Annotated in this window: 17 protein-coding genes; 7 read left to right on the top strand and 10 right to left on the bottom strand. The window is 72.4% G+C overall.

Going from position 1 to position 21773, the window contains the following annotated elements:
• Positions 1–208 precede the first annotated feature (208 nt).
• Genes ACFQO7_RS28370 through ACFQO7_RS28385 form a run of 4 tightly spaced genes read left to right on the top strand, consistent with a single transcriptional unit; the run spans position 209 to position 5843 of the window.
• The gene (locus tag ACFQO7_RS28370) at positions 209–1474 is read left to right on the top strand and encodes a glycosyltransferase (protein ID WP_376809238.1); all 1266 of its coding nucleotides are present in this window, start codon (positions 209–211) and stop codon (positions 1472–1474) included.
• Entirely contained in the window at positions 1471–3246 is a 1776-nt protein-coding gene (locus tag ACFQO7_RS28375) for an ArnT family glycosyltransferase (protein ID WP_376809239.1), read from the top strand. The genes ACFQO7_RS28370 and ACFQO7_RS28375 overlap by 4 nt, the downstream gene beginning before the upstream one ends.
• Before the next feature lie 42 nt (positions 3247–3288).
• Complete coding sequence (locus ACFQO7_RS28380; protein ID WP_376809240.1) at positions 3289–5370, top strand: galactose oxidase-like domain-containing protein; 2082 nt, start codon at positions 3289–3291, stop codon at positions 5368–5370.
• Positions 5367–5843, top strand: coding sequence for a hypothetical protein (locus ACFQO7_RS28385; protein ID WP_376809241.1), 477 nt, complete (start codon positions 5367–5369; stop codon positions 5841–5843). Before ACFQO7_RS28380 ends, ACFQO7_RS28385 begins: the two co-directional genes overlap by 4 nt.
• A 61-nt stretch (positions 5844–5904) precedes the next feature.
• On the opposite strand, the gene pdxS is transcribed toward ACFQO7_RS28385, so the two are convergent.
• From pdxS to pgsA, 5 genes are all read right to left on the bottom strand, one after another.
• A complete protein-coding gene (gene pdxS, locus ACFQO7_RS28390; RefSeq protein WP_376809242.1) occupies positions 5905–6813 on the bottom strand; it encodes a pyridoxal 5'-phosphate synthase lyase subunit PdxS in 909 nt (302 codons plus the stop codon).
• 223 nt (positions 6814–7036) lie between these two features.
• Positions 7037–7528: a hypothetical protein gene (locus ACFQO7_RS28395; RefSeq protein ID WP_376809243.1), complete on the bottom strand. Its 492-nt coding sequence runs from the start codon at positions 7526–7528 to the stop codon at positions 7037–7039.
• 32 nt (positions 7529–7560) lie between these two features.
• Positions 7561–8715, bottom strand: a complete 1155-nt coding sequence (locus tag ACFQO7_RS28400) for a glycosyltransferase family 4 protein (RefSeq protein ID WP_376809244.1) — start codon at positions 8713–8715, stop codon at positions 7561–7563.
• 1 nt (position 8716) lies between these two features.
• Positions 8717–9664 (bottom strand): phosphatidylinositol mannoside acyltransferase, encoded by a 948-nt coding sequence (locus ACFQO7_RS28405; protein ID WP_376809245.1) that lies wholly within the window; start codon positions 9662–9664, stop codon positions 8717–8719.
• 67 nt (positions 9665–9731) lie between these two features.
• Positions 9732–10352 (bottom strand): phosphatidylinositol phosphate synthase, encoded by a 621-nt coding sequence (gene pgsA / locus ACFQO7_RS28410; protein ID WP_376809246.1) that lies wholly within the window; start codon positions 10350–10352, stop codon positions 9732–9734.
• A gap of 137 nt (positions 10353–10489) precedes the next feature.
• Between pgsA and ACFQO7_RS28415 the strand changes: the two genes are divergently transcribed.
• On the top strand, positions 10490–12652 hold the full coding sequence (locus ACFQO7_RS28415) for an elongation factor G-like protein EF-G2 (protein WP_376809247.1): 2163 nt from the start codon (positions 10490–10492) through the stop codon (positions 12650–12652).
• A gap of 30 nt (positions 12653–12682) precedes the next feature.
• Here ACFQO7_RS28415 and ACFQO7_RS28420 read toward each other — a convergent pair whose 3' ends face one another.
• From ACFQO7_RS28420 to thrS, 5 genes are all read right to left on the bottom strand, one after another.
• Positions 12683–13474, bottom strand: coding sequence for a polysaccharide deacetylase family protein (locus ACFQO7_RS28420; protein WP_376809248.1), 792 nt, complete (start codon positions 13472–13474; stop codon positions 12683–12685).
• Positions 13475–13646: 172 nt separating this feature from the next.
• Complete coding sequence (locus ACFQO7_RS28425; RefSeq protein ID WP_376809249.1) at positions 13647–14354, bottom strand: VOC family protein; 708 nt, start codon at positions 14352–14354, stop codon at positions 13647–13649.
• A gap of 61 nt (positions 14355–14415) precedes the next feature.
• Positions 14416–14916 carry an HIT family protein gene (locus ACFQO7_RS28430; RefSeq protein ID WP_376809250.1) on the bottom strand — a complete coding sequence of 167 codons (501 nt, stop codon included), beginning with the start codon at positions 14914–14916 and terminating at the stop codon, positions 14416–14418.
• Entirely contained in the window at positions 14913–15383 is a 471-nt protein-coding gene (locus ACFQO7_RS28435) for a GNAT family N-acetyltransferase (protein WP_376809251.1), read from the bottom strand. Before ACFQO7_RS28435 ends, ACFQO7_RS28430 begins: the two co-directional genes overlap by 4 nt.
• Positions 15384–15385: 2 nt before the next feature.
• Positions 15386–17425, bottom strand: a complete 2040-nt coding sequence (thrS, locus tag ACFQO7_RS28440; protein ID WP_360539252.1) for a threonine--tRNA ligase — start codon at positions 17423–17425, stop codon at positions 15386–15388.
• A gap of 147 nt (positions 17426–17572) precedes the next feature.
• On the opposite strand from thrS, the gene ACFQO7_RS28445 reads away from it, so the two are divergent.
• On the top strand, positions 17573–18718 hold the full coding sequence (locus ACFQO7_RS28445) for a class I SAM-dependent methyltransferase (protein WP_376809252.1): 1146 nt from the start codon (positions 17573–17575) through the stop codon (positions 18716–18718).
• Positions 18719–18788: 70 nt separating this feature from the next.
• Positions 18789–21764 (top strand): EAL domain-containing protein, encoded by a 2976-nt coding sequence (locus ACFQO7_RS28450; protein WP_376809253.1) that lies wholly within the window; start codon positions 18789–18791, stop codon positions 21762–21764.
• Positions 21765–21773 lie beyond the last annotated feature (9 nt).

A 21773-nucleotide genomic window follows, 5' to 3' on the forward strand; every position in this document is an offset into this window, starting at 1 on the left:
CCCGCGACGGCAGGTGACACGGCACGTTCGACAACGTGCTGCCACGCCGATTTCTCCGCGTAGCCATTCGTTCGCGGCGGCGGTTACCCAAGGCATACGACCCGCGGACACGGAATCCGCTCACGTGGCATCCACGTGCCTCTCATGTCCGTTTTGTACAGATAAGGGAATGTATGCCCCTGTTGCTCAACAGCCGGACGGGCAGGTCATGGCTGCCGTCACGATGACCGCCGTCTCCCTCGCCCTGTTCGCCTTCGCCGTGGTCACGCTCTGGTGGACGATGCACGCCTGGCGCACCCCGGAGACCCTCGCCGCCACCAGGTTCGCCGCTCCCGACGGCGCGCACACCCTCTCCTTCTCGCTGCTCGTCCCGGCCCGCCACGAGGAGGAGGTGCTCGCGCACACCGTGCGCCGGCTGCTCGAATCGAGCCACCCGCACTACGAGGTGATCCTGGTGGTCGGCCACGACGACGAGGGCACCACCGCGGTCGCCCGGCAGCTCGCCGAGCAGACCCCGGACCGCGTACGCGTGGTCGTCGACACCAACGAGGTCAAGAGCAAACCCAAGGCGCTCAACAGCGCGCTGCCGCACTGCCGCGGCGACGTCGTCGGGGTCTTCGACGCCGAGGACCAGGTGCACCCGGCCCTGCTCACCCACGTCGACCACGCCTTCCGGCGCAGCGGCGCGACCGTGGTGCAGGGCGGCGTCCAGCTGATCAACTTCCATTCCAGCTGGTACAGCCTGCACAACTGCCTGGAGTACTTCTTCTGGTTCCGCAGCCGCCTGCACCTGCACGCCCGCCGGGGGTTCATCCCGCTCGGCGGCAACACCGTCTTCGTGCGGACCGACGTGCTGCGCCGCGCGGGCGGCTGGGACGGCACCTGCCTCGCCGAGGACTGCGACCTGGGCGTACGGCTGTCCAGCAGCGGCGAGCGGGTCGTGGTGGCGTACGACTCGGCGATCGTCACCCGCGAGGAGACCCCGGATTCGGTGTCCGGGCTGCTCAAGCAGCGCACCCGGTGGAACCAGGGCTTCCTGCAGGTGCTGCGCAAGGGCGACTGGCGCGGGCTGCCGACCTTCTGGTCGCGCATGCTCGCCCGGTACACCCTGACCGGCCCGTTCGTGCAGGCGTTCTCGGCGATCGCGGTGCCGATCGGCCTGTACGTGGCGCTGTTCGCGCACGTGCCGGTCGCGGTCGCGATGCTGACCTTCCTGCCGGCGCTGCCCACGGCCGCGACGCTGGCGTTCCAGGTGGCCGGGTTGCGCGACTTCGGCAAGCAGTTCGGCCTGCGGGTGCGCCCGGTGCACTACGCGCAGCTGGTGCTCGGCACCTTCCCGTACATGCTGATCCTGTCGGTGGCCGCGGTCCGCGCCATCTGGCGCGAATGGACCGGACGCACCAACTGGGAACTGACCAGGCACGTCGGCGCGCACCTCACCGAAACCCCGGCCACGGACGGCAGCTCGTCATGACCACCTCGTCGCGCCGCCGCGCCCGCTCCCGCTCCTTCACGAAACGGCCCGCCCCGCCCCGGGCCATCGCGGTCACCTTCCACCCAGCCGTCGCACCCGAACCCGCCACCCCTGCGGACGAACCGGCGTTCGACGCCATCGCCGGCGACGACCCGCCGCCGACGGCCGAGACCGACGCACCGGAAGTTCATGCCGCAGTCCCGGAAAAGACCGTCGAGGTCGAGGAGCGGCCCGAGCCGATGCGCGCCCGGCTGCTGCGGCGCCTGCGGTCGCCGGGCGGCCTGCTGGTCACCGGCATCACCGCGATCGTGCTGTTCGTGCACGCCTGGAACATCACCGGGTTCCCGGCCGCCAGCGACGACGAGGGGACCTACCTGGCCCAGGCCTGGGCCGTGCGGCAAGGACTGGGGCTTGGCCACTACACCTACTGGTACGACCACCCGCCGCTGGCCTGGATCCAGCTCGCCGCGTTGTCCTGGCTGCCCGCGGCGTTGTCCGAGGGCCTCTCGGTGCCCACCGGGCGGTACGCGATGCTGGCCGTCACCGCGGCCATCCTGCTGCTCACCTACCTGCTCGGCCGCCGCCTCGGGCTGCCCCGCTGGGCGGCGGCGGTCGCCGTGCTCTGCTACGGGCTCTCGCCGCTGGCGGTGACCACGCAGCGGCAGATCTACCTGGACAGCTTCGCCGTGGCCTGGCTGCTCGGCGCGCTGGTGCTGGCGCTGTCGCCCCGGCGGCACCTGTGGCACCACGTCGCGGCCGGCGCGGCGGCGGCGACGGCCGCGCTGTGCAAGGAGACCATGATCGTGGCGCTGCCCGCGGTGGTGCTCGCGCTGTGGCAGGGCACCGCCCGCAACGGGGTGCGCGCCTTCTCCTTCGCCGGGTTCGGCAGCGGACTGCTGCTGGTCGGCGGCTTCTACCCGCTGTTCGCGATGCTCAACGGCGAGCTGCTGCCGGGTCCGGGCCACGTGTCGTTGATCGGGGCCTGGCAGTTCCAGCTGCACAGCCGCACCGGCTCGGGCAGCGTGTTCACCGCGGGCAGCCCGGCCAACACGGTGGTCGGCTCGTGGCTGTACTACGACGCGGTGCTGCTGGCCGGCGGTGTGCTGGCCGCCGCGGTGGCGCTGGCGGTCCGGCGGCTGCGGGTGCCCGCCGTCGCGGTCGCGCTGCTGACGGTGGTGGCACTGCGTCCCGGCGGCTACCTGCCGACGATGTACGTGATCCAGGCGCTGCCGTTCCTCGCGCTCTGCCTGGCCGGGGTGCTGGCGCTGGCCGTCCGGCACGCGCTCACCGGGCCGCCCGGCGAGCAGGTCCCCGGCTGGCGCCGCACGGTGCTGCTCGGGCTCGCCGTGCTCGCGGTCGGCGTGGTCGGGGTGCGCTGGTCCGGCGGCGTGCACCGGGCGCTGACCGCCCGCGACAACACGCCGTACGAGGCGGCCGCGGCGTGGCTGCGCGAACGGGTGCCCGACCGGGCCCGCACCCGGGTGGTGGTCGACGACGTGCTCTGGCTCGACCTGGTCCGCGACGGGTTCCCGCGCGAGAACGTGCTGTGGTTCTACAAGGTCGACCTGGACGCGAAGGTCGCCGCCGAGCTGCCCCGCGGCTGGCGCGACGTCGACTACGTGGTCTCCACCCCGGCGATGCGCGGCGACCGGGCTCCGCTGCCGACCGTGGACGCGCTGCTGGAGCACTCCGACGTGCTGGCGACCTTCGGCTCGGGCAGCGACCGCATCGAGATCCGCTGGGTGCCCGACTCCCCCGCCGACCGGCGCTGACCGCGCCGTGACCGACCACGACACCGATCCCAGGGAGGCGACGTGAATCCGATCCCGTGGCTGCGGGCGCGCCGGCGCAGACCGGCCCTGGTCCTGGCCGCGCTGCTGGCCGCGGCGGGACTCGCCGCCGAGGCCGCGTACGCCGATGCGAACCTGGTCGCCAACCCGGGTCTGGAGGCGCTGTCCGCGAACGGCTTCCCGCTCTGCTGGAACGCGGCCGGGTGGGGTGACAACTCGTACACGTTCGCGGTCACCGGGGACGCGCACAGCGGCGCGTCCGCCATGGCGATCACGCTGACGGACCGGGCCTCGGGCGACCGCAAGGCGATGATGGTCGAGGACCCGTCGTGCGCCCCGAACGTCACGCCGGGCCACCAGTACGACCTGTCGGTCTGGTACAAGACGACCACCACCAGCACCGTCATGACGATGTTCCGGCACGACACGGCCGCGGGCTGGCAGTACTGGACGGACCTGGCGTCGCTGCCGGTGACCGCGGAGTTCACCGAGAAGACGGTGCGCACGCCGCCGATCCCGCCGCACACCGACCAGATCACCTGGGGCGTGACCGTCTACGACACCGGCACGCTGGTCACCGACGACTACCGGATGGTCGACGTCACCCAGCCGACGCCGGGTGCGGCGTGCAGCGCGGGCGAGGCGTGCACCAAGGGGGCGTGGCAGGTGATGCCGTTCACCGCCCCGGCGCGGGCCATGCACGCAGTGGTGCTGCACGACGGGAACGTGCTGCTGGTGGCCGGTTCCGGCAACGACGCGGACGCGTTCGCGGCGGGCAGCTTCGCGACCGCGCTGTACCGGCCGTACTCCGGGACGTTCGTGAACGTGCCGACCCCGGCGGACCTGTTCTGCTCCGGGCACGTGCAGCTCTCCGACGGCCGGGTCCTGATCATGGGCGGCAACAAGGACTACCCGAGCGCGGACGGCGCGACCGGCTACCGGGGCCTCAAGGAGTCCTACGTCTTCGATCCGGCGACGAACGCGTACACCCGGCTCAACGACCTCAACGCCGGGCACTGGTATCCGTCGGCGACCCTGCTGGGCAACGGTGACGTGATCTCGCTGGGCGGGCTCGGCGAGGACTCCGGGGGCACGGTGGCCACCGAATACTACTCCGCCGCGCAGGGCCGCTGGCTGGGGCTGAACGAGACCAACCAGACCTGGCGCTTCTGGGGGCTGTACCCGTCGATGATCCTGATGCAGGACGGCCGGCTGTTCTACACGGGCAGCCACGTCTTCGGCGACAACCTGCCCGGCACCGGCGCGTCCATCTACGACCACGCTGCCGGCACCGTGACCGACGTGCCCGGCCTGCGCCGCAAGGACGAGCGCGACCAGTCGATGAGCGTGCTGCTGCCGCCCGCGCAGGACCAGCGGGTGCTCACCCTGGGCGGCGGCAACAACGTCGCCAACCCCGACGCGCACCGGCTCACCGACGTGATCGACCTGAAGGCCACCGCCCCGGCGTACACCCCGGGTCCGCCGATCCCGACCGGGACGCTCACCGGCGGCGTGCCGCAGACCGAAGACCAGGGCAAGATGTACGTCTCCGCGGTGCTGCTGCCCGACGGACTGGTCTTCGAGACCGGCGGCGGCCTGCACAACCGGGCCGACCCCGTCTACGAGGCGTCGATGTTCGACCCGGCCACGAACACGTTCACCGCGGGCATGGCCACCGACCCGATGCCGCGCACGTACCACTCGTCGGCGTTCCTGCTGCCGGACGGGCGGGTGATGGCCTTCGGCGACAACCCGGGCGACGGCTCGTTCGCCACCCACATCTCGATCTACTCCCCGCCGTACCTGTTCCGGGGGGCGCGGCCGCAGATCAGATCCGTGGCGAGCACGCAGTGGGCGTACGGCTCGACGCAGCAGATCACGGTGGACGGCCCGGTGCTCAAGGCCGCCCTGATCCGCCCGGCCGCGGTGACACACTCGTCCGACCCCAACCAGCGCTACGTGGACCTGCCGATGACGGTGGACGGCGACGGCATCGGCCTGAACCTCACCAGCAACCCGAACATCGCGCCGCCCGGCTGGTACATGCTCTTCGTCGTCGGCGCCAACGGGGTGCCGTCCGTGGCCAAGTGGGTGCACATCTCGTGAACACGTCCACGCGTACCGCGCTGCGGCTGCTCGCGGCCGCCGCCGTCCTGCTGACCGTCGCCACCGGCCTCGGGCCGCCCACCGCCACGGCCGGACCCGCGACCTGGGTCACGCTCGGCCCGCACCCGGCCCGGCCCGGCGCGGTGCGGCCGTTCGTGCAGTCCTTCGCCCGTAAACCGCAGGCCAGGCCGCAGCGGCCGCTGCCGAAACCGAAGAAGCCACCGGAGCTGCCCGCGAGCATCGACGGCTGCGACCACGGCTACCGCATGCCGCGCCAGCCTGGCCTGTGCGTGCCGTGGCGGTTCCCGCCCGGGGTTCGCGCGCGCTGCGACTGGCTGCGCGGCCACGGCTACTTCGACCCGGCCCCCGACGGCACGGTCGCGCGCCTGCTCGTACGCGGCAGGGACCGGCACCGCCTGGACCCGGACCGCGACGGCGAGGCCTGCGAGGAAAGCAGGCGACCCGCCCGCTGAGCAGCGGACGGGTCGTCAGGTAGTGCGCACAGGGCTGGTCCCGTCGCCGGGACCAGCGGGTTCACCAACCGCGCTCGGCCAGGCGGTGCGGCTGCGGGATCTCGTCGACGTTGATGCCGACCATGGCCTCGCCCAGGCCGCGGGAGACCTTCGCGAGCACGTCCGGGTCGTCGTAGAAGGTGGTGGCCTTCACGATCGCCTCGGCGCGCTGCGCCGGGTTGCCCGACTTGAAGATGCCCGAGCCCACGAAGACACCCTCGGCGCCGAGCTGCATCATCATCGCGGCGTCGGCCGGGGTGGCGATGCCGCCCGCGGTGAACAGCACGACGGGCAGCTTGCCCGTCTCGGCGATCTCCTTGACCAGCTCGTACGGCGCCTGCAGCTCCTTGGCGGCGACGTACAGCTCGTCGGCGGGCAGCGAGGTCAGCTTCTTGATCTCGCCACGGATCTTGCGCATGTGGGTGGTGGCGTTGGACACGTCACCGGTGCCGGCCTCGCCCTTGGAGCGGATCATGGCCGCGCCCTCGGTGATCCGGCGCAGCGCCTCGCCCAGGTTGGTCGCGCCGCAGACGAAGGGCACGGTGAACTGCCACTTGTCGATGTGGTTGGCGTAGTCGGCCGGGGTCAGCACCTCGGACTCGTCGACGTAGTCGACGCCGAGCGACTGCAGCACCTGCGCCTCGACGAAGTGGCCGATGCGGGCCTTGGCCATGACCGGGATGGAGACGGCGTTGATGATGCCGTCGATCATGTCGGGGTCGCTCATGCGGGACACGCCGCCCTGCGCCCGGATGTCGGCGGGCACGCGCTCCAGCGCCATGACCGCGACGGCGCCGGCGTCCTCGGCGATCTTCGCCTGCTCCGCGTTGACGACGTCCATGATCACGCCGCCCTTGAGCATCTCGGCCATGCCGCGCTTCACGCGGGCGGTGCCGGTCACCGGTACGTTCACAGACTCGGTTGCAGACATGATGTCGCGCTTCTCCTGACACACGGGATCGAGGACCGCGGAGGAGGCCGCCCGGCGTCATACGATCACCGCAGGGCGGGCGGCAGGCTCCGCTGGGGTGAATTCTACGCGGGGGCGAGCAGGCCACCCGACGGCCAATCAGCACCCTGTGGCCCGGCCTGTGACCCGAGTCACAGGTGTGACCTGCGACAACTCAGCGGAAGCCGCAAATGTACCCGAGCGCTCAGACCGCGCTCAAGGTCGGATCGTCGATGTCGAAGTACGACGGGCGGGCGTGCTTGCGGTTGAGCCGCAGCAGGCGCACCAGCGGCCGTTCGCGAGACGCCAGCGCGCCGCGGACCAGGTCGGTGTGCATCTGCCGGGCCAGCGCGACCCGGCGGCTGGCCGCGATCACGGCCGCCCCGTTCGGCTCCTGCGGGTCGAGAGCCTGCTTGCGCAGCATCCGGGTGAGGTCGTTCTCCGACGCCTCCCGGTCGTCCTCGCGGGCGTCGAGCGCGGCGCGGGCGGCCGCGTACAGGTCCGCGCCCGCCGGATCGCCGGCCAGCTCGTGCTCGGCCAGCACCGCGGCGGCCGCCGCGCGGCGCACCAGCTGCGAGTCCAGCGCCCGGCCCGCCGAGGCGGCCCGCAGGTGCAGGCGGTCCACCCGCCCGGCGGTCCAGGTGACGTACGACGCGATCACGACCACCAAGGCCACGACGCCGATCACCCAACCCATGCCGGGCATCGTAGTGGTGCGCCGTTACGGGCTCACCACTGCGCGGGGGTCTCCTCCCCGCTGACCGTCTCGCCGAGGGCCTCGATGGCGCTGTTGTAGACCTCCAGCACCCGCGCCGCGACCACCGGCCAGTCGTACGCGGCGACCACCCGGCCCGCGTGTTCGGCCAGCTCACGGCGGCGTGCACCGTCGTCGAGCAGGGCGCTGACGGCCTCGCCCAGGGCCGCGGCGTCGCCGTTGGGGAACAGCGCGCCCGCCCGGCCGCCGTCCAGCACCCGGCGGAACGCGTCCAGGTCGGTGGCGACCACGGGCGCGCCCGCCGCCATCGCCTCGGTGAGGATCATGCCGAACGACTCCCCGCCGGTGTTCGGCGCGATGTACAGGTCGACGCTGCGCAGCATGCGCGCCTTGTCCTCCTCCGACACCTTGCCCAGGAACGTCGTGCGCTCGGCGACCACCGGCGGCAGGTCCACCTCGCCGAGGTCGCCGGGCCCGGCCAGCAGCAGCCGCATGCCGGGCCGCTGCGGCATCACCTCGGCCAGCGCGCGGGCGAGGATGTCGAAGCCCTTGCGGGGCTCGGTGAAGCGGCCCAGGAAACCGACCGTGCCGCCGTACCCGGGCCGGCACTCCCCCGGCCAGCCCGGCAGCGGTTCGGCGTCGGCGAAGTGCGCCACGGAGACCCCGTTCGGGATCTCCACCGCGCCGCCGTCCAGGTGTTCCACCTGCACCCGGCGGGCCAGCTCGCTGACCGCGATGCGGCCGGTGATGCGCTCCAGCACCACCCGGGCCACCGGCGCGCCCGCCGCCAGCGCCCGCGAGCGGGTGATCGCGGTGTGGAACGTGGCCACCACCGGGCCGCGCGCCGACATCACCGCGAGCAGCGACAGGCTCGGTGTCAGCGGCTCGTGCACGTGCAGCACGTCGAAGTCGCCCTGGTGCAGCCAGCGCCGGGTGCGCGCGGCGGAGATCGGGCCGAAGTTGAGCCGGGCCACCGAGCCGTTGTACGGCACCGGCACGGCCCGCCCGGCGGCCACCACGTACGGCGGGAGGGGCTGGTCGTCGTCGGCGGGGGCGAGGACGCTGACCTCGTGCCCCATCGCGATCAGCGTCTCGGCGAGGTCGCGTACGTGGAACTGCACCCCGCCCGGCACGTCCAGCGAGTACGGGCAGACGATTCCGATCCGCACGTCACTCCTCGGGGTCGGGGACGCCCGCGGCCGAAGTGGCGCGGGCGGTCGCCGGGTCGCCCGCGGGCGGCTCGGTCAGCCACAGCTTCTGCAGCATGTGCCAGTCGGCCGGGTGCGCGGCGATGCCCCGGGCCAGGCCGTCGGCGACCTGCTGGGTGAGCAGCCGGACCCGCACGTCGAGCGGGCCGGCGGACGCGTCGGGCACCGGCAGCGGGCCGATCACCCGGCCGCAGGCCATGTCCGGCTCGTACCACATGTCCACCACGAACAGCGGCGCGCCGGTGCGCAGCGCCAGCATCGCCGGACCGGCCGGCATGCGGGTGCGCCCGCCGAAGAACTCCACCTCGACACCCCGCGCGGACAGGTCGCGGTCGGCCAGCAGTGGCACGACGTGCGCCTGCCCCAACGCTTTGACCAGCGCGTCGATGGGCGAGCCCTGCCCGCCGACGGTCGGCACGATGGTCATGCCCAGGTTCTCGCGGTACTGCAGGAACCGCCGGTACAGCCCCTCCGGCTTGAGCCGCTCCGCGACGGTGGTCAGCGGCACCCCGTGCGCGGTGACCAGCGCGCCGGCCGCGTCCCAGTTGCCCGCGTGCGGCAGCGCGACGATCGCACCGGTGCCGGCCTCGTGCGCGCCGATCAGCTTCTCGACGCCGTGCAGCCGGAAGCCGTCACGCAGCTGCGCCTTCGACTTCGACGGCAGCCGGAACGCCTCCAGCCAGTAGCGCGCGTACGAGCGCATCGCGTCGCGGACCAGTTCGTCGGACGGCTCGTGGCCGAGCACGTTGCGCAGGTTGCGGGCCAGCCGCTGCACGCTCGGTCCCCGCTTCGCGGCGGCCCGGTCCGCCCCGGCCCGGAACAGCGCCGACGCGGCGGACTCGGGCAGCGCCCGCACCAGCCGCCACCCGGCCGCGTAGCCGAACTCGACGAGCCGCTCGCGCCCGCTCACGCCGTCTCCTCGCTGCGCTCGTCGACGGCGCGAGTCCTCACCGACATGGTTCGCTCGCCAAGCTCTCTCACACCGACTCCCCGGCCGACTCGTGCTTGTGCACGTGCCACATGCGCTGCCAGACGGTGAACACCGAACCGGCCGCGAGCAGCCACAGCGAGGCGGGCAGGCCCCAGGACAGGCCGAAGCCGGTCAGCAGCGCGCCGACCCCGACGATGATCAGGCGCTCGGCGCGCTCGACCAGGCCGACGTGGCAGGACATGCCCAGTCCTTCGGCGCGCGCCTTGACGTAGGAGACGACCTGCCCGGTGACCAGGCAGATCAGGGCGGCGGCCAGCGAGGCGCGGTCGCCGGTGCCCGCATACCACCAGGCGATGGCCGCGAAGATGGCGCCGTCGGCGATCCGGTCCATGGTCGAGTCCAGCAGCGCGCCGTAACGGTTGGCGCTGCCGCGGGCGCGAGCCATCGCCCCGTCCATCACGTCCGTGAGGCCGCACACTAAGATGATCACCACGGCGGCGATCCAGTGGCCGCGTGCCGCGAAACCGAACGCGCCCACCAGCACGCCCAGGGTGCCGACCACGGTCACCGCGTTCGGGCTCACCCCCGCGCGCAGCAGGACCCGGCTGAGGGGATCGAGCAGGCGGGCCGTGCCGGCCTTGCCCACCACGCTGAGGATCTTCGCCATGATGGCGCTAACGATAGCGGGGCGTGTTGGCACGCTCGACAGCGGCGACACGCTGACGCCGGGGTTGTATCCGTACGCCCGATGGGTGTGGGATCGGAAACAATGCAGTAACCGACACGGCAACAGGAGGCGGACAGATGGCGCGCGGCGACAAGGAGAAGGTCTCACAGGCTCCGGCGCAGGTCGCCGAGCAGCCGTCAGACGTGCGCAACGTGGTGGTGGTCGGGCACGCCGGCAGCGGTAAGACGACGCTGGTCGAGGCGCTGCTCGCCGCCACGGGAACCATCGGCCGGGCGGGCTCGGTCACCGAGGGCACCACGGTCACCGACCACGACCCGGCCGCGGTCAAGCAGCAGCGCTCCGTCGCCCTGGCCTGCGCGCCGCTGTCCCACCAGGGCGTGAAGGTGAACCTGCTGGACACTCCCGGCTACGCCGATTTCGTGGGCGAGCTGCGGGCCGGCCTGCGCGCCGCCGACGCGGCCCTGTTCGTGGTCAGCGCCTGGGACGGCATGGACGCCGCCACCGCCACCCTCTGGGAGGAGTGCGCCGCGGTCGGCATGCCGCGCGCCGTGGCGATCACCCGGCTGGACCACCCGAGGGCCGACTTCGACGAGGCCCTCGCCCTGTGCCAGCGGGTCTTCGGCGAGGAGGTGCAGCCGCTGTACCTGCCGATGCACGGCGACGACGGCCACTCCGTCGAGGGCCTGATCGGACTCATCTCGCAGCAGGTCTACGACTACTCGAACGGCTACCCGCCCCAGGTGCGCCGGCCCGACCCGGAGCACCTGCCCGCGATCGAGGAGTCCCGCGGCGAGCTGATCGAGGGCATCATCGCCGAGAGCGAGGACGAGACCCTGATGGACCGGTACCTCGCGGGCGAGGTCATCGACTCCCAGGTGCTCATCGACGACCTGGAGAAGGCCGTCGCGCGCGGCCACTTCCACCCGGCGGTGCCGGTGTGCGCCGAGACCGGCGTCGGCCTGGACGCGCTGCTGGAGCTGCTGACCAGGGCGTTCCCGACCCCGCTGGAGCACCCGCTGCCCGCGGTCACCGGCGTCGACGGCTCGCCCCGCGACGCGCTGGACTGCGACCCGAACGGCCCGCTGGTGGCCGAGGTCGTCAAGACCACCATCGACCCGTACGTCGGCCGGGTCAGCCTGGTCCGGGTCTTCTCCGGCACGCTGCGCCCGGACACCCCGGTGCACATCAGCGGCCACGGCCTGGCCGAACGCGGCCACCCCGACCACGACGCCGACGAGCGGGTCACCCACATCTACTCCCCGCTCGGCGCGAACCTGCGCGAGGTGGCCAAGTGCGTGGCCGGCGACATCTGCGCCGTCACCAAGTCGACCGCCGCCGAGACCGGCGACACCATCTCCGGCAAGGACAGGCCGCTGCTGGTGGCCCCGTGGCTGATGCCCGAGCCGCTGCTGCCGGTCGCGGTGGTGCCCAAGACCCGCTCTGACGAGGACGCGCTGGCCAAGAACCTGGCCAAGCTGGTCGCGGGCGACCCGACGCTGCGCCTGGAGCGCAACCCGGAGACCCACCAGCTCGTGCTGTGGTGCATGGGCGAGGCGCACGCCGACGTGGTGCTCGACCGGCTGCGCGCGGGCGGCGTCGAGCTGTCCACCGAGCCGGCGAAGGTGGCGCTGCGGGAGGCGTTCGCCGCCCCGGCCAGCGGGCAGGGCCGCCACGTCAAGCAGTCCGGCGGGCACGGCCAGTACGCCGTCTGCGCGATCCAGCTGGAGCCGCTGCCCCGCGGCACCGGCATCGAGTTCGTCGACAAGATCGTGGGCGGGGCCATCCCGCACAACTACATCCCCAGCGTCGAGAAGGGCGTACGCGCCCAGGCCGAGAAGGGCATCGTGGCCGGCTACCCCGTGGTCGACTTCCGGGTGACCCTGGTCGACGGCAAGGCGCACAGCGTCGACTCCTCCGACGCGGCCTTCCAGACCGCGGGCAGCATGGCCCTCAAGGACGCCGCCGAGAAGGCCCAGATCACGCTGCTGGAGCCGGTCGACGAGGTGGTCATCACGGTGCCCGACTCCGCGGTCGGCGCGGTGATGAGCGACCTGTCCGGCCGCCGGGGCCGGGTGCTGGGCTCGGAGTCCGACCCGGGCGGCGGCGAGCGCACCCAGGTCCGGGCCGAGGTGCCCGCCGTGGAGCTGCTGCGCTACCTGGTGGACCTGCGCTCCATGACGGCGGGCGCGGGCACCTTCACCCGCGAGTTCGCCCGCTACGAGCCCATGCCCGGCCACCTGGCCGACCAGGCCCGCAAGGAGCACACCCCCACCCGCTGACCCTGCCGCCCGTCACCACCACCCGCAGCGTCAGGTGGTGGTGACGGGCTGGCCGGCGGCCATCAGTTCGGAGACGGTGACCAGCTCGAAGCCGCGGTCGCGCAACCCGGTCACGATGCCCTTGAGGTTGGCGATGCAGACCAGCCGGTCCTCGGGGCCGGTGTCGTGGGCGAGGATCACCGCCCCGGGGCGTGCCTGCTCGGCCGTGTCGGCGACGATGCCGCCGGGGTCCTTCACGAACAGGTTCTCCCGCATCCGCTGCGACCACATGACCACGTCGTAGCCGAACTCCTCGGCCACGGTCAGCGTGCTGCCGCCCAGGTGGCCCCACGGCGGGCGGAGCAGCGTCGGCGGCCGTCCGACATGCTCGGCGATGGCGTCGTGGCAGCGGCGCAGCTGGTCGCGCACCTTCTTCTCGTCGCGCTGGGCCAGGTCCTTGTGCGCCCAGGTGTGGTTGCCCACCTCGTGGCGGGCGTAGCGGCCGCGGACCAGGGCCGCGTTGCGCACCAGCCGCTCGCCGACGACGAAGAACGTCGCCTTGGCGTCGAGGGCGTCGAGGGCGTCGAGCACCCGGGGCGTCCAGTCGGGCTCGGGGCCGTCGTCGAAGGTCAGCGCGATCAGCGGCCGGTCGGTGGTGACGTGCCAGAGCACCCGCACCGCGCCCTTGTGCCAGCCCAGCTCGTTGCCGGCCGGGGCGTACCCGCCGTCGAGGGGCAGCCGGTCCGGGCCGAACAGGCCACGCACCTTCGGCACCGCCACCGCGGCGGCCGCGCCGACGCCGCCCGCGGCGAGCAGGCGCACCATCTCGCGCCGAGAAACCATGCCGGACCCCCGTCCCCCGTCCCACCGCGCCGAGGGGCCGGGCGGTGCAGACGGGCCGTCTACGCCGATGGTGACGTGCGAAGGCCCCTCCGCGGTTCCCTTTGCTCGATCACGTCACACTGCGTGACGGCGCGGCGAGCCCGCGCACCGGGTACGCGGGCTCGCCGGCAGGTCACCAGACCAGGCAGAACGGGTGCCCGGCGGGGTCGGCGTACACCCGCCAGTTGTCGCCCGCACCGGCCAGCCGGGTCGCGCCGAGAGCGAGCACCTTCGGCTCGGCCTGCTCGATGTCGGACACCTCGACGTCCAGGTGGTACTGCTGCGGGTGGGCCGGGTCGGGCCACCGCGGGGCCCGGTGCTCGGCGATCTCCTGGAAGATCACCGGCAGCCGGCCCTCGGCGGAGATCATCGCGCCGCCCTCGCCCTCCCAGGTGACCGGCAGGCCCAGCAGCTCGCTGTAGAAGCGGGCGAGCGGCCCGGCGGACGTGCAGTCGATCGCGACGTCGGCGAGCGCGGCGCTGTCCACCTCGCCCTGGCAGAGGCAGAACGGGTGCCCCGCCGGGTCGGCGAGCACGGTGAAGGTCTCGCCGCCGCCGGGCAGCCGGGTCGCGCCGAGCTTGACGGCGTGCTCGACCGCCGCGGCCATGTCGGGCACGCGCAGGTCGAGGTGCATCTGCTGCGGGTACGCCGGGTCGGGCCAGCGCGGCGGCACGTGATCGGGGGCGTGCTGGAAGCCGAGGCGGGTGCCGTCAGCGGCTTTGAGCGTGATCCATTCGTCGTCGGCGTAGTGCTCGGTCAGGCCGGCCAGCTCGCTGTAGAAAGCGGCCAGACCCTTGATGTCGGGCGCGTCGAGCACGACGGTGCGCAGGTTGCCAATCATGGCAGCCATCCTTCCGCAGGGGTCTGACACCATCGGCCACCCGCGCGGCGCGCCGCCGGATTCAGGCCGGCCAGGCCTCGCGGAGCAGGTCGCGGGTGTCGGTGAGCAGCTGCGGCAGGGCCTTGGTGCGGGCGACCACGGGCAGGAAGTTGTTGTCCCCGCCCCACCGCGGCACCACGTGCTGGTGCAGGTGCGCGGCGATCCCCGCGCCCGCCGCGTGGCCCTGGTTGAGCCCGATGTTGAACCCGTGCGCGTTGGAGACCTTGCGGACCACCCGCATCGCCGTCTTGGTGAACTCGGCCAGTTCCGCGGTCTCGGCGTCGTCGAGCTCCGGGTAGTCGTCGATGTGCCGGTACGGGCAGATCAGCAGGTGCCCCGGGTTGTACGGGAACCGGTTGAGCACCGCGTACACGGCTTCGCCGCGGGCGACCACCAGCCCGTCGGGGTCGGACACCGGCGCGACGCAGAACGGGCAGTCGGTGGACTTCGGGCCGCCGCTGACGTACGCCATGCGCCACGGAGTCCAGAGCCGTTCGAGGCCGTCCGGGTCCGGCGCGCTCATGCCGGCGCCGCCGCGGTGAAGGGCACGTCGGGGCGGCCGATGACCCGGGTGGTCAGCTGCATCCAGCGGTCGGGCTCGGCCAGCGGGGTGAACCCGGCCTCCGCGTAGACGCCGTGCGCGTCGGCGGTCGCCAGGATGATCCGGTAGACGCCGAGCGCCAGCAGGTCGTCGCGGACCGCCGCCACCGCCCACCGGGCCAGGCCCTGCCCCCGGTACGCCGCCTCGACGAACACGTCGCACAGCCAGGCGAAGGTGGCCCCGTCGGTGACCACCCGCAGCAGGCCGACCTGCGTTCCGTCCGGGGCGTAGATCCCGTACACGGTGGAGCCGGCCAGCGAGCGCTCGATGACCGCGCGCTCGCGCCCGTTGGCCCAGTAGCTCTCCTGGGCCAGCCAGCGCTCGACGGTGTCGAGGTCGAGCCGGGCCGGGTCCGTGTGGAGCACGAACCCGGCCTCGTTGGTACGCACGCTCACGCCGCCTCGGCGTTCTCCGCCACGGCGGCGGACGGGCCGGTGTTGACGCGCGAGCGCACGATCTCGGTCACGTGGGCGACGGCCTCGTCCAGGCTGACGCCGTTGCGCTGGGAGCCGTCGCGGTAGCGGAAGGACACCGTGCCGTCGGCCAGGTCCTGGTCGCCGACGATGGCCATGAACGGGATCTTCTGCTGCTGCGCGGTGCGGATCTTCTTCTGCATGCGCTCGTCGGAGCTGTCGACCTCGGCCCGGATGCCCGCCTTGCGCAGCTTGGCCACGAAGTCGTACAGGTAGGCGGTGTGCCCGGCCTCGTCGTCGCTGCGGATCGGGATGCCGACCACCTGGACCGGGGCCAGCCAGGCCGGGAACGCGCCCGCGTAGTGCTCGGTGAGCACGCCGATGAAGCGCTCGATCGAGCCGAACTTCGCACAGTGGATCATGACCGGCTGCTGGCGGGTGCCGTCGGCGGCCTGGTACTCCAGCTCGAAGCCCTTCGGCTGGTTGAAGTCGTACTGGATGGTCGACATCTGCCAGGTGCGACCGATGGCGTCCTTGGCCTGCACGGAGATCTTCGGGCCGTAGAACGCCGCGCCGCCCGGGTCCGGCACCAGGGTCAGCCCGGTCTCCAGGGCGCACTGCTCCAGCACCGCGGTGGCCGTGGCCCAGTCCTCCTCCGAGCCGACGAACTTCTCCGGCTTGCTGTCGTCACGGGTCGACAGCTCCAGGTAGAAGTCGGTGATGCCGAAGTCCTTGAGCAGGCCGAGCACGAAGTCGAGCAGGTGCTTGATCTCGGCGGCCGCCTGCTCCTTGGTGACGTAGGAGTGCGAGTCGTCCTGGGTGAAGCCGCGCACCCGGGTCAGGCCGTGGATCACGCCCGACTTCTCGAACCGGTACACCGAGCCGAACTCGAACAGCCGGATCGGCAGCTCACGGTACGAACGCCCGCGCGACCGGTAGATCAGGTTGTGCATCGGGCAGTTCATGGCCTTGAGGTAGTAGTCGCTGCCCTCCATGTCCATCGGCGGGAACATGGTCTCCTTGTAGTAGGGCAGGTGACCCGAGGTGTGGAAGAGGCCTTCCTTGGTGATGTGCGGCGTGCCGACGTACTGGAAGCCCTCCTCGATGTGGCGCAGGCGGACGTAGTCCTCCATCTCGCGCTTGATCACACCGCCCTTGGGGTGGAAGACCGCCAGGCCCGAGCCGATCTCGTCGGGGAAGCTGAACAGGTCGAGGTCGGTGCCCAGCTTGCGGTGGTCGCGCCGGGCCGCCTCCTCCAGCAGCTTCAGGTAGTCCTTGAGCTGGTCACGGGTCGGCCACGCGGTGCCGTACACCCGCTGCAGCTGGGGGTTCTTCTCCGAGCCGCGCCAGTACGCCGCCGCGGAGCGCATCAGCTTGAACGCGCCGATCAGCCGGGTCGACGGCAGGTGCGGGCCCCGGCACAGGTCGCCCCAGCAGCGCTCGCCGGTCTTGGCGTCGAGGTTGTCGTAGATGGTCAGCTCGCCGCCGCCCACCTCCATGACGTCGTCGCCCGCGTCACCCTTGATGTCGACCAGTTCGAGCTTGAACGGCTCGTCCTTCAGCTCGGCCTTGGCCTCGTCGAGCGTCTCGAAGCGGCGCCGGGAGAAGCGCTGCCCCGACTTGACGATCTCCTGCATCCGCTTCTCGATCTTGTCCAGGTCGTCCGGGTGGAACGGCTTGGCGACCGAGAAGTCGTAGTAGAAGCCGTTGTCGATCGGCGGGCCGATGCCCAGCTTCGCCTCGGGGAAGATGTCCTGCACGGCCTGGGCGAGCACGTGCGCCGTGGAGTGGCGCAGCACGTCGAGGCCGTCCTTGCTGTCGATGGCGACCGGCTCGACCGCGGTGTCGACCGCGGGAGACCAGTCCAGGTCGCGCAGGCGGCCCTCGGGGTCGCGGACCACCACGATCGCCTTGGGGCCGTGCACCGGCAGGCCGGCCTCGGCGATCGCCTCCGCGCCCGTCGTCCCGGCCCGGACGACGACGGGGTCGGCCTGCGGCGGGCTGATCGAAACGCTCACGGTGATCTCCTCAAGTCCTCTGCTGCGGTTTGTCCGGCTCCGGCCATGCTATCGGGCGCGCCGATCATGCCGGTTACCGGTTCCGGCCGCCTGCGGTTCATCCGCATGCTCCTTTCACCGAGGCTTCGACGGCGTTAGATTGGCGCCATGGCGAGCGCTGACCTGGCAAGGACCCTCGATCGTCGGTACCAGACCTACTTCGCCGACCGCCCGGCGGTGCCGTTCGCGGTCCGCACCGGCGACGGCACGCCGCCCAGCGTCCTGGGTGCCGGCGACCCGGCCTTCACCGTCGTGATCAGCGACCCGCGCGGCGCGAAGGCGCTGGCCGGGCTCGACCAGTTCCAGATCGGCGTGGCCTACCTGCGCGGCTGGCTGGACATCGAGGGCGACCTGATGGCCGCGCTCAAGGTCCGCGGCATGTTCCACGACCGGCACCCGATCGCCTGGCTGGCCCGGTTCGCCCCGGCGCTGCGGCTCGGCGGTGCCGAGCACGACCGGCGCGCGATCTCGTCGCACTACGACAACGAGTCCGAGTTCTTCCTGACCTTCATGGACTCCCGGCACCGGTGCTACACCCAGGGCGTGTTCGCCCGCGACGACGAGCCGCTCGAAGACGCGATGACCCGCAAGATGGAGCTGGCGCTCGACGCGCTGAGGGTCTCCCCCGGTGACCACATCCTGGAGGTCGGCGGCGGCTGGGGCGCGTTCGCCGAGTTCGCCGCCCGGCGCGGGGTGCACGTGACCACGCTGACGCTGGCCGAGGAGTCCGAGCGCTACCTGTCCGACCTGTTCGCCCGCGAGCAGCTGCCCGCCACCGTGGTGCGCCGGCACCTGCTGCGCTACGAGGCCCCGCGCCGCTACGACGCGATCGTGAACATGGGCGTGACCGAGCACCTGCCCAACTACGGCGCGACCCTGCGCAAGTACGCCGAGCTGGTCAAGCCGGGCGGGCACGTCTACCTGGACGCGCTGGCGATGCGGGCCAAGCACCGGGTGTCGACGTTCATGAGCCGCTACATCTACCCGGGCAAGTCCTCGCCGCTGGTGCTGCACTCCTACCTGCGCCAGGTGGCGCGCTCGCCGTTCGAGCTGGTCAGCGTCGACGACGACCGGCACAACTACCACCTGACCTGCGCGGAGTGGGCGCGGCGGCTCGACGCCGCCCGCGAGGACGTGGTGCGGCGCTGGGGCGACCCGCTGTACCGCCGGTTCCGGCTGTTCCTGTGGGGTTCGGCGGCCAGCTTCGACACCGGGCTGGTGCAGGCGTACCGCTGGGTGCTGCGGCTGCCCTGAGCCACTCTCGGGGCCACTCTCGACGACCGTTTCGCCTGGTGCGAACCGTTCTGCGCGGTACCGTCTGAAGGTGACACCAGACCTCACGCTCGGGGTCCTGTCGCCGTTTCTCGGGGGCTGGTACTACGGCGGCGTACTGGCCGGGATCGCGCGCGCCGCGGCGGAGGCGGGCGTGGGGGTCATCGCGATCCAGACCCTCGACGCGGGCACCGAGCACATCGAGGTCACCGAGCCGCCGGAGCTTTCGTACCCGGTGGCCTGGCAGCACGTGTCCGGTTTCGTGATGGTGCTGCAGGCGGTCTCGCCCCGCTACCTCCACTCGATCGAGGAGAGCGGGCGGCCGTTCGTGTCGGTGAGCCACGAACTGCCCGGCCTGACGCACCCGCTGGTGATGCCGGACAACCGGACCGGCGTCACCGAGGCCGTCGACCACCTCGTCGCCCACGGCCACCGCCGGATCGCCTTCGCCGGGCGGCTGGAGACCGACGACATCCGCGAGCGCTACGAGGCGTACCGCGAGGCGCTGGCCGTGCACGGCATCGAGGCCGATCCGGGGCTGCTGTTCACCGCGCCCACCAACCAGATCGACGGTGGCGAGCACGCCGCCGAGCGCATGCTCGCCGCCGGGCTGCCCTCGACCGCGGTGATCGCGGGCACCGACGAGAACGCCACCGGCATCATGCACACGCTGGCCGCGGCGGGGCTGCGGCTGCCCGCCGAGCAGGCCGTGGTGGGCTTCGACGACCTGCGCTCCAGCGCCTACCTGATCCCCCGGCTGACGACCGTGCGCCAGCCGACCGAGATGATCGGGCGAGCCGCCGTCACGACCCTGCTCGGCCTGATCCGCGGAGATCCCGAGCCCCCGGCGCGCATCCTCGTGCCCACCTCGCTCATCGTGCGCGAGTCCTGCGGGTGCAGTGGCGACGTGGCGTTCCACGCCGACGTCGAGCCGCCCGTGCCGCACCGCCGCCTGGCCGACCTCATCGCCACGACCGTCGCGCCGGTGCACGGCTCGCTGTCCCCGCCGGACGCGGCCGATCTCGTCCACGCCGCCGAGACGGTGGCGCGTGCCGTGGAGGACGGCTCGGCCGAGGCGCCCGTCCGGCGGCCCGCCTGCGAGGAGGTGCGCCTGGCGCTGGAGCTGCTGCTGCGGCTGTCCGGGGGGCGTCCGGAGGCGCTGTACGAGATCGCGCAGCTGATCCGCGACTACGGCCGGCCCGCCAACGGGGTGCTGCTCATCCTCATGGAGATGCGCGGCCGGACCCTGTTCCGGGACAGCTCGCTGCTGCGCGAGACGCTGAGCGCGCAGTACGAGGTCGGCATGGAGCTGCTGCGCGGGCACCGGGAACCGGCCCGGCTGGAGTGGATGCGCCGCACCTGGGTCCGGGGCGGCTGCCTCGGGCTGTGGGCCGGCGGGCTGCCGCCCTCGCTGGCCGACGCCACCCTGGAGATCACCGGACGGTTCCTGCCCGGCGAGCCGCCGTCGGCCGAACCGTCGGTGGCGGTCAGCGCCTTCCCGCCGCTGCGGCTGCGGGAGCTGGCCGACCCGGCGGCCAACCTCATCGTCTTCGTGGTCCCGGTCAAGGGCGGGGCCAGCGACTGGGGCTTCCTGGCCGTGGTGGACTCGGTGTCCACCGGTGGCGCGACCGGGCGGGAGCCGTTCAACCAGTGGGCCGCGCTGCTGGCGGTGGCGCTGGACCGGCAGGCGCTGCTGAAGGAGTCGCTGCGGCAGAAGGAGCAGCTGCGCATCGCGGCCCTGTACGACGAGCTGACCGGCCTGCCCAACCGCTCGCTGTTCCTGGACCGGCTGCGCCAGGCGATCCGGCAGTCCCGGCGGCGCACCGGCCGGCCGTTCGGCGTGCTGTTCCTGGACCTGGACGGGTTCAAGGTGGTCAACGACAGCCTCGGCCACTCCGCCGGGGACCGGCTGCTCAAGCAGGTCGCCAAACGCATCAAGTCGACCCTGCGCGAGTCCGACACGGTCGCCCGGTTCGGCGGTGACGAGTTCCTGGTGCTGCTCGACGACGTGACCGCCCCGCACACCCCCGCCCAGGTCGCCGAGCGCCTGCACGGGGTGCTCACGCAGCCGTTCCAGCTGCACGGCCAGGACGTGGTGGTGACCGCCAGCATCGGCATCACGATGAGCAGCCGCCGCTACAGCAACGCCGAGGACCTGCTGCGCGACGCCGACATCGCGATGTATTCGGCCAAGTCGCGGCACAAGGGCCGCCACGCCGTCTTCGACGTGGCCATGCACGCCAAGGCGGTGACCCGGCTGCAGATCGAGACCGAGCTGCGCCAGGCCCTCGACAACGGCGAGTTCGAGGTGCACTACCAGCCGATCGTGGCGCTGCGCTCGGGCCGCACCAAGGGCTTCGAGGCGCTCATCCGCTGGCGTCACCCGCTGCGCGGGCTGCTGTCGCCGGCCGCGTTCATGCCGGTCGCCGAGGAGACCGGCCTGGTCATCCCCATCGGCAGGTGGGTCGTCGACGAATGCTGCCGCCAGCTCGCCGCCTGGTACGCCACCGGGGTCGCCACCCCCGGCCTGTCCGTCGCCGTCAACGTGTCCAACCGCCAGTTCTGGAGCGGCAACGTCATCGACGACATCACCGGGGCGCTGGACCGGCACCAGCCCCCGGCCGGCAGCCTCGCCGTGGAGATCACCGAGGGCGTGGTGATGGAGAACGTCGGCCCGGCCCGCGACATTCTGCACACCCTGCACGACCTGGGCTGCCAGCTGCACATCGACGACTTCGGCACCGGATACTCCTCATTGGAGGCGCTGCACCGGCTGCCCATCGACGCGCTGAAGATCGACCGTTCGTTCGTCTGGCAGATCGACACCGACCGGCGCAGCGGCGAGCTGGTGCGCACCATCGTCCTGATGGGACGCAACCTGTCGCTCGACCTCATCGCCGAGGGCATCGAGACGCCCGAGCAGCGCGACTTCCTGATCCGCCTGGGCTGCGGGTACGGGCAGGGCTTCCTGTTCTCCCGGCCGGTGCCCGCCGACGTGGCCTGCACCCTGCTCGGCGAGCCCGCCTAGACTGCCGAT

This window comes from Catellatospora aurea (assembly GCF_042663325.1).
Classification (GTDB): domain Bacteria; phylum Actinomycetota; class Actinomycetes; order Mycobacteriales; family Micromonosporaceae; genus Catellatospora; species Catellatospora aurea.

What these genes read in the sequence shown, in the direction of transcription:
- ACFQO7_RS28370 (WP_376809238.1), top strand. Translation starts at nt 209, where the DNA reads ATGGCTGCCGTCACGATGACCGCCGTCTCCCTCGCCCTGTTCGCCTTC.
- ACFQO7_RS28375 (WP_376809239.1), top strand. Translation starts at nt 1,471, where the DNA reads ATGACCACCTCGTCGCGCCGCCGCGCCCGCTCCCGCTCCTTCACGAAA.
- pdxS (WP_376809242.1), bottom strand. Translation starts at nt 6,813, where the DNA reads ATGTCTGCAACCGAGTCTGTGAACGTACCGGTGACCGGCACCGCCCGC.
- ACFQO7_RS28395 (WP_376809243.1), bottom strand. Translation starts at nt 7,528, where the DNA reads ATGGGTTGGGTGATCGGCGTCGTGGCCTTGGTGGTCGTGATCGCGTCG.
- pgsA (WP_376809246.1), bottom strand. Translation starts at nt 10,352, where the DNA reads ATGGCGAAGATCCTCAGCGTGGTGGGCAAGGCCGGCACGGCCCGCCTG.
- ACFQO7_RS28415 (WP_376809247.1), top strand. Translation starts at nt 10,490, where the DNA reads ATGGCGCGCGGCGACAAGGAGAAGGTCTCACAGGCTCCGGCGCAGGTC.
- ACFQO7_RS28420 (WP_376809248.1), bottom strand. Translation starts at nt 13,474, where the DNA reads ATGGTTTCTCGGCGCGAGATGGTGCGCCTGCTCGCCGCGGGCGGCGTC.
- ACFQO7_RS28425 (WP_376809249.1), bottom strand. Translation starts at nt 14,354, where the DNA reads ATGATTGGCAACCTGCGCACCGTCGTGCTCGACGCGCCCGACATCAAG.
- ACFQO7_RS28430 (WP_376809250.1), bottom strand. Translation starts at nt 14,916, where the DNA reads ATGAGCGCGCCGGACCCGGACGGCCTCGAACGGCTCTGGACTCCGTGG.
- ACFQO7_RS28445 (WP_376809252.1), top strand. Translation starts at nt 17,573, where the DNA reads ATGGCGAGCGCTGACCTGGCAAGGACCCTCGATCGTCGGTACCAGACC.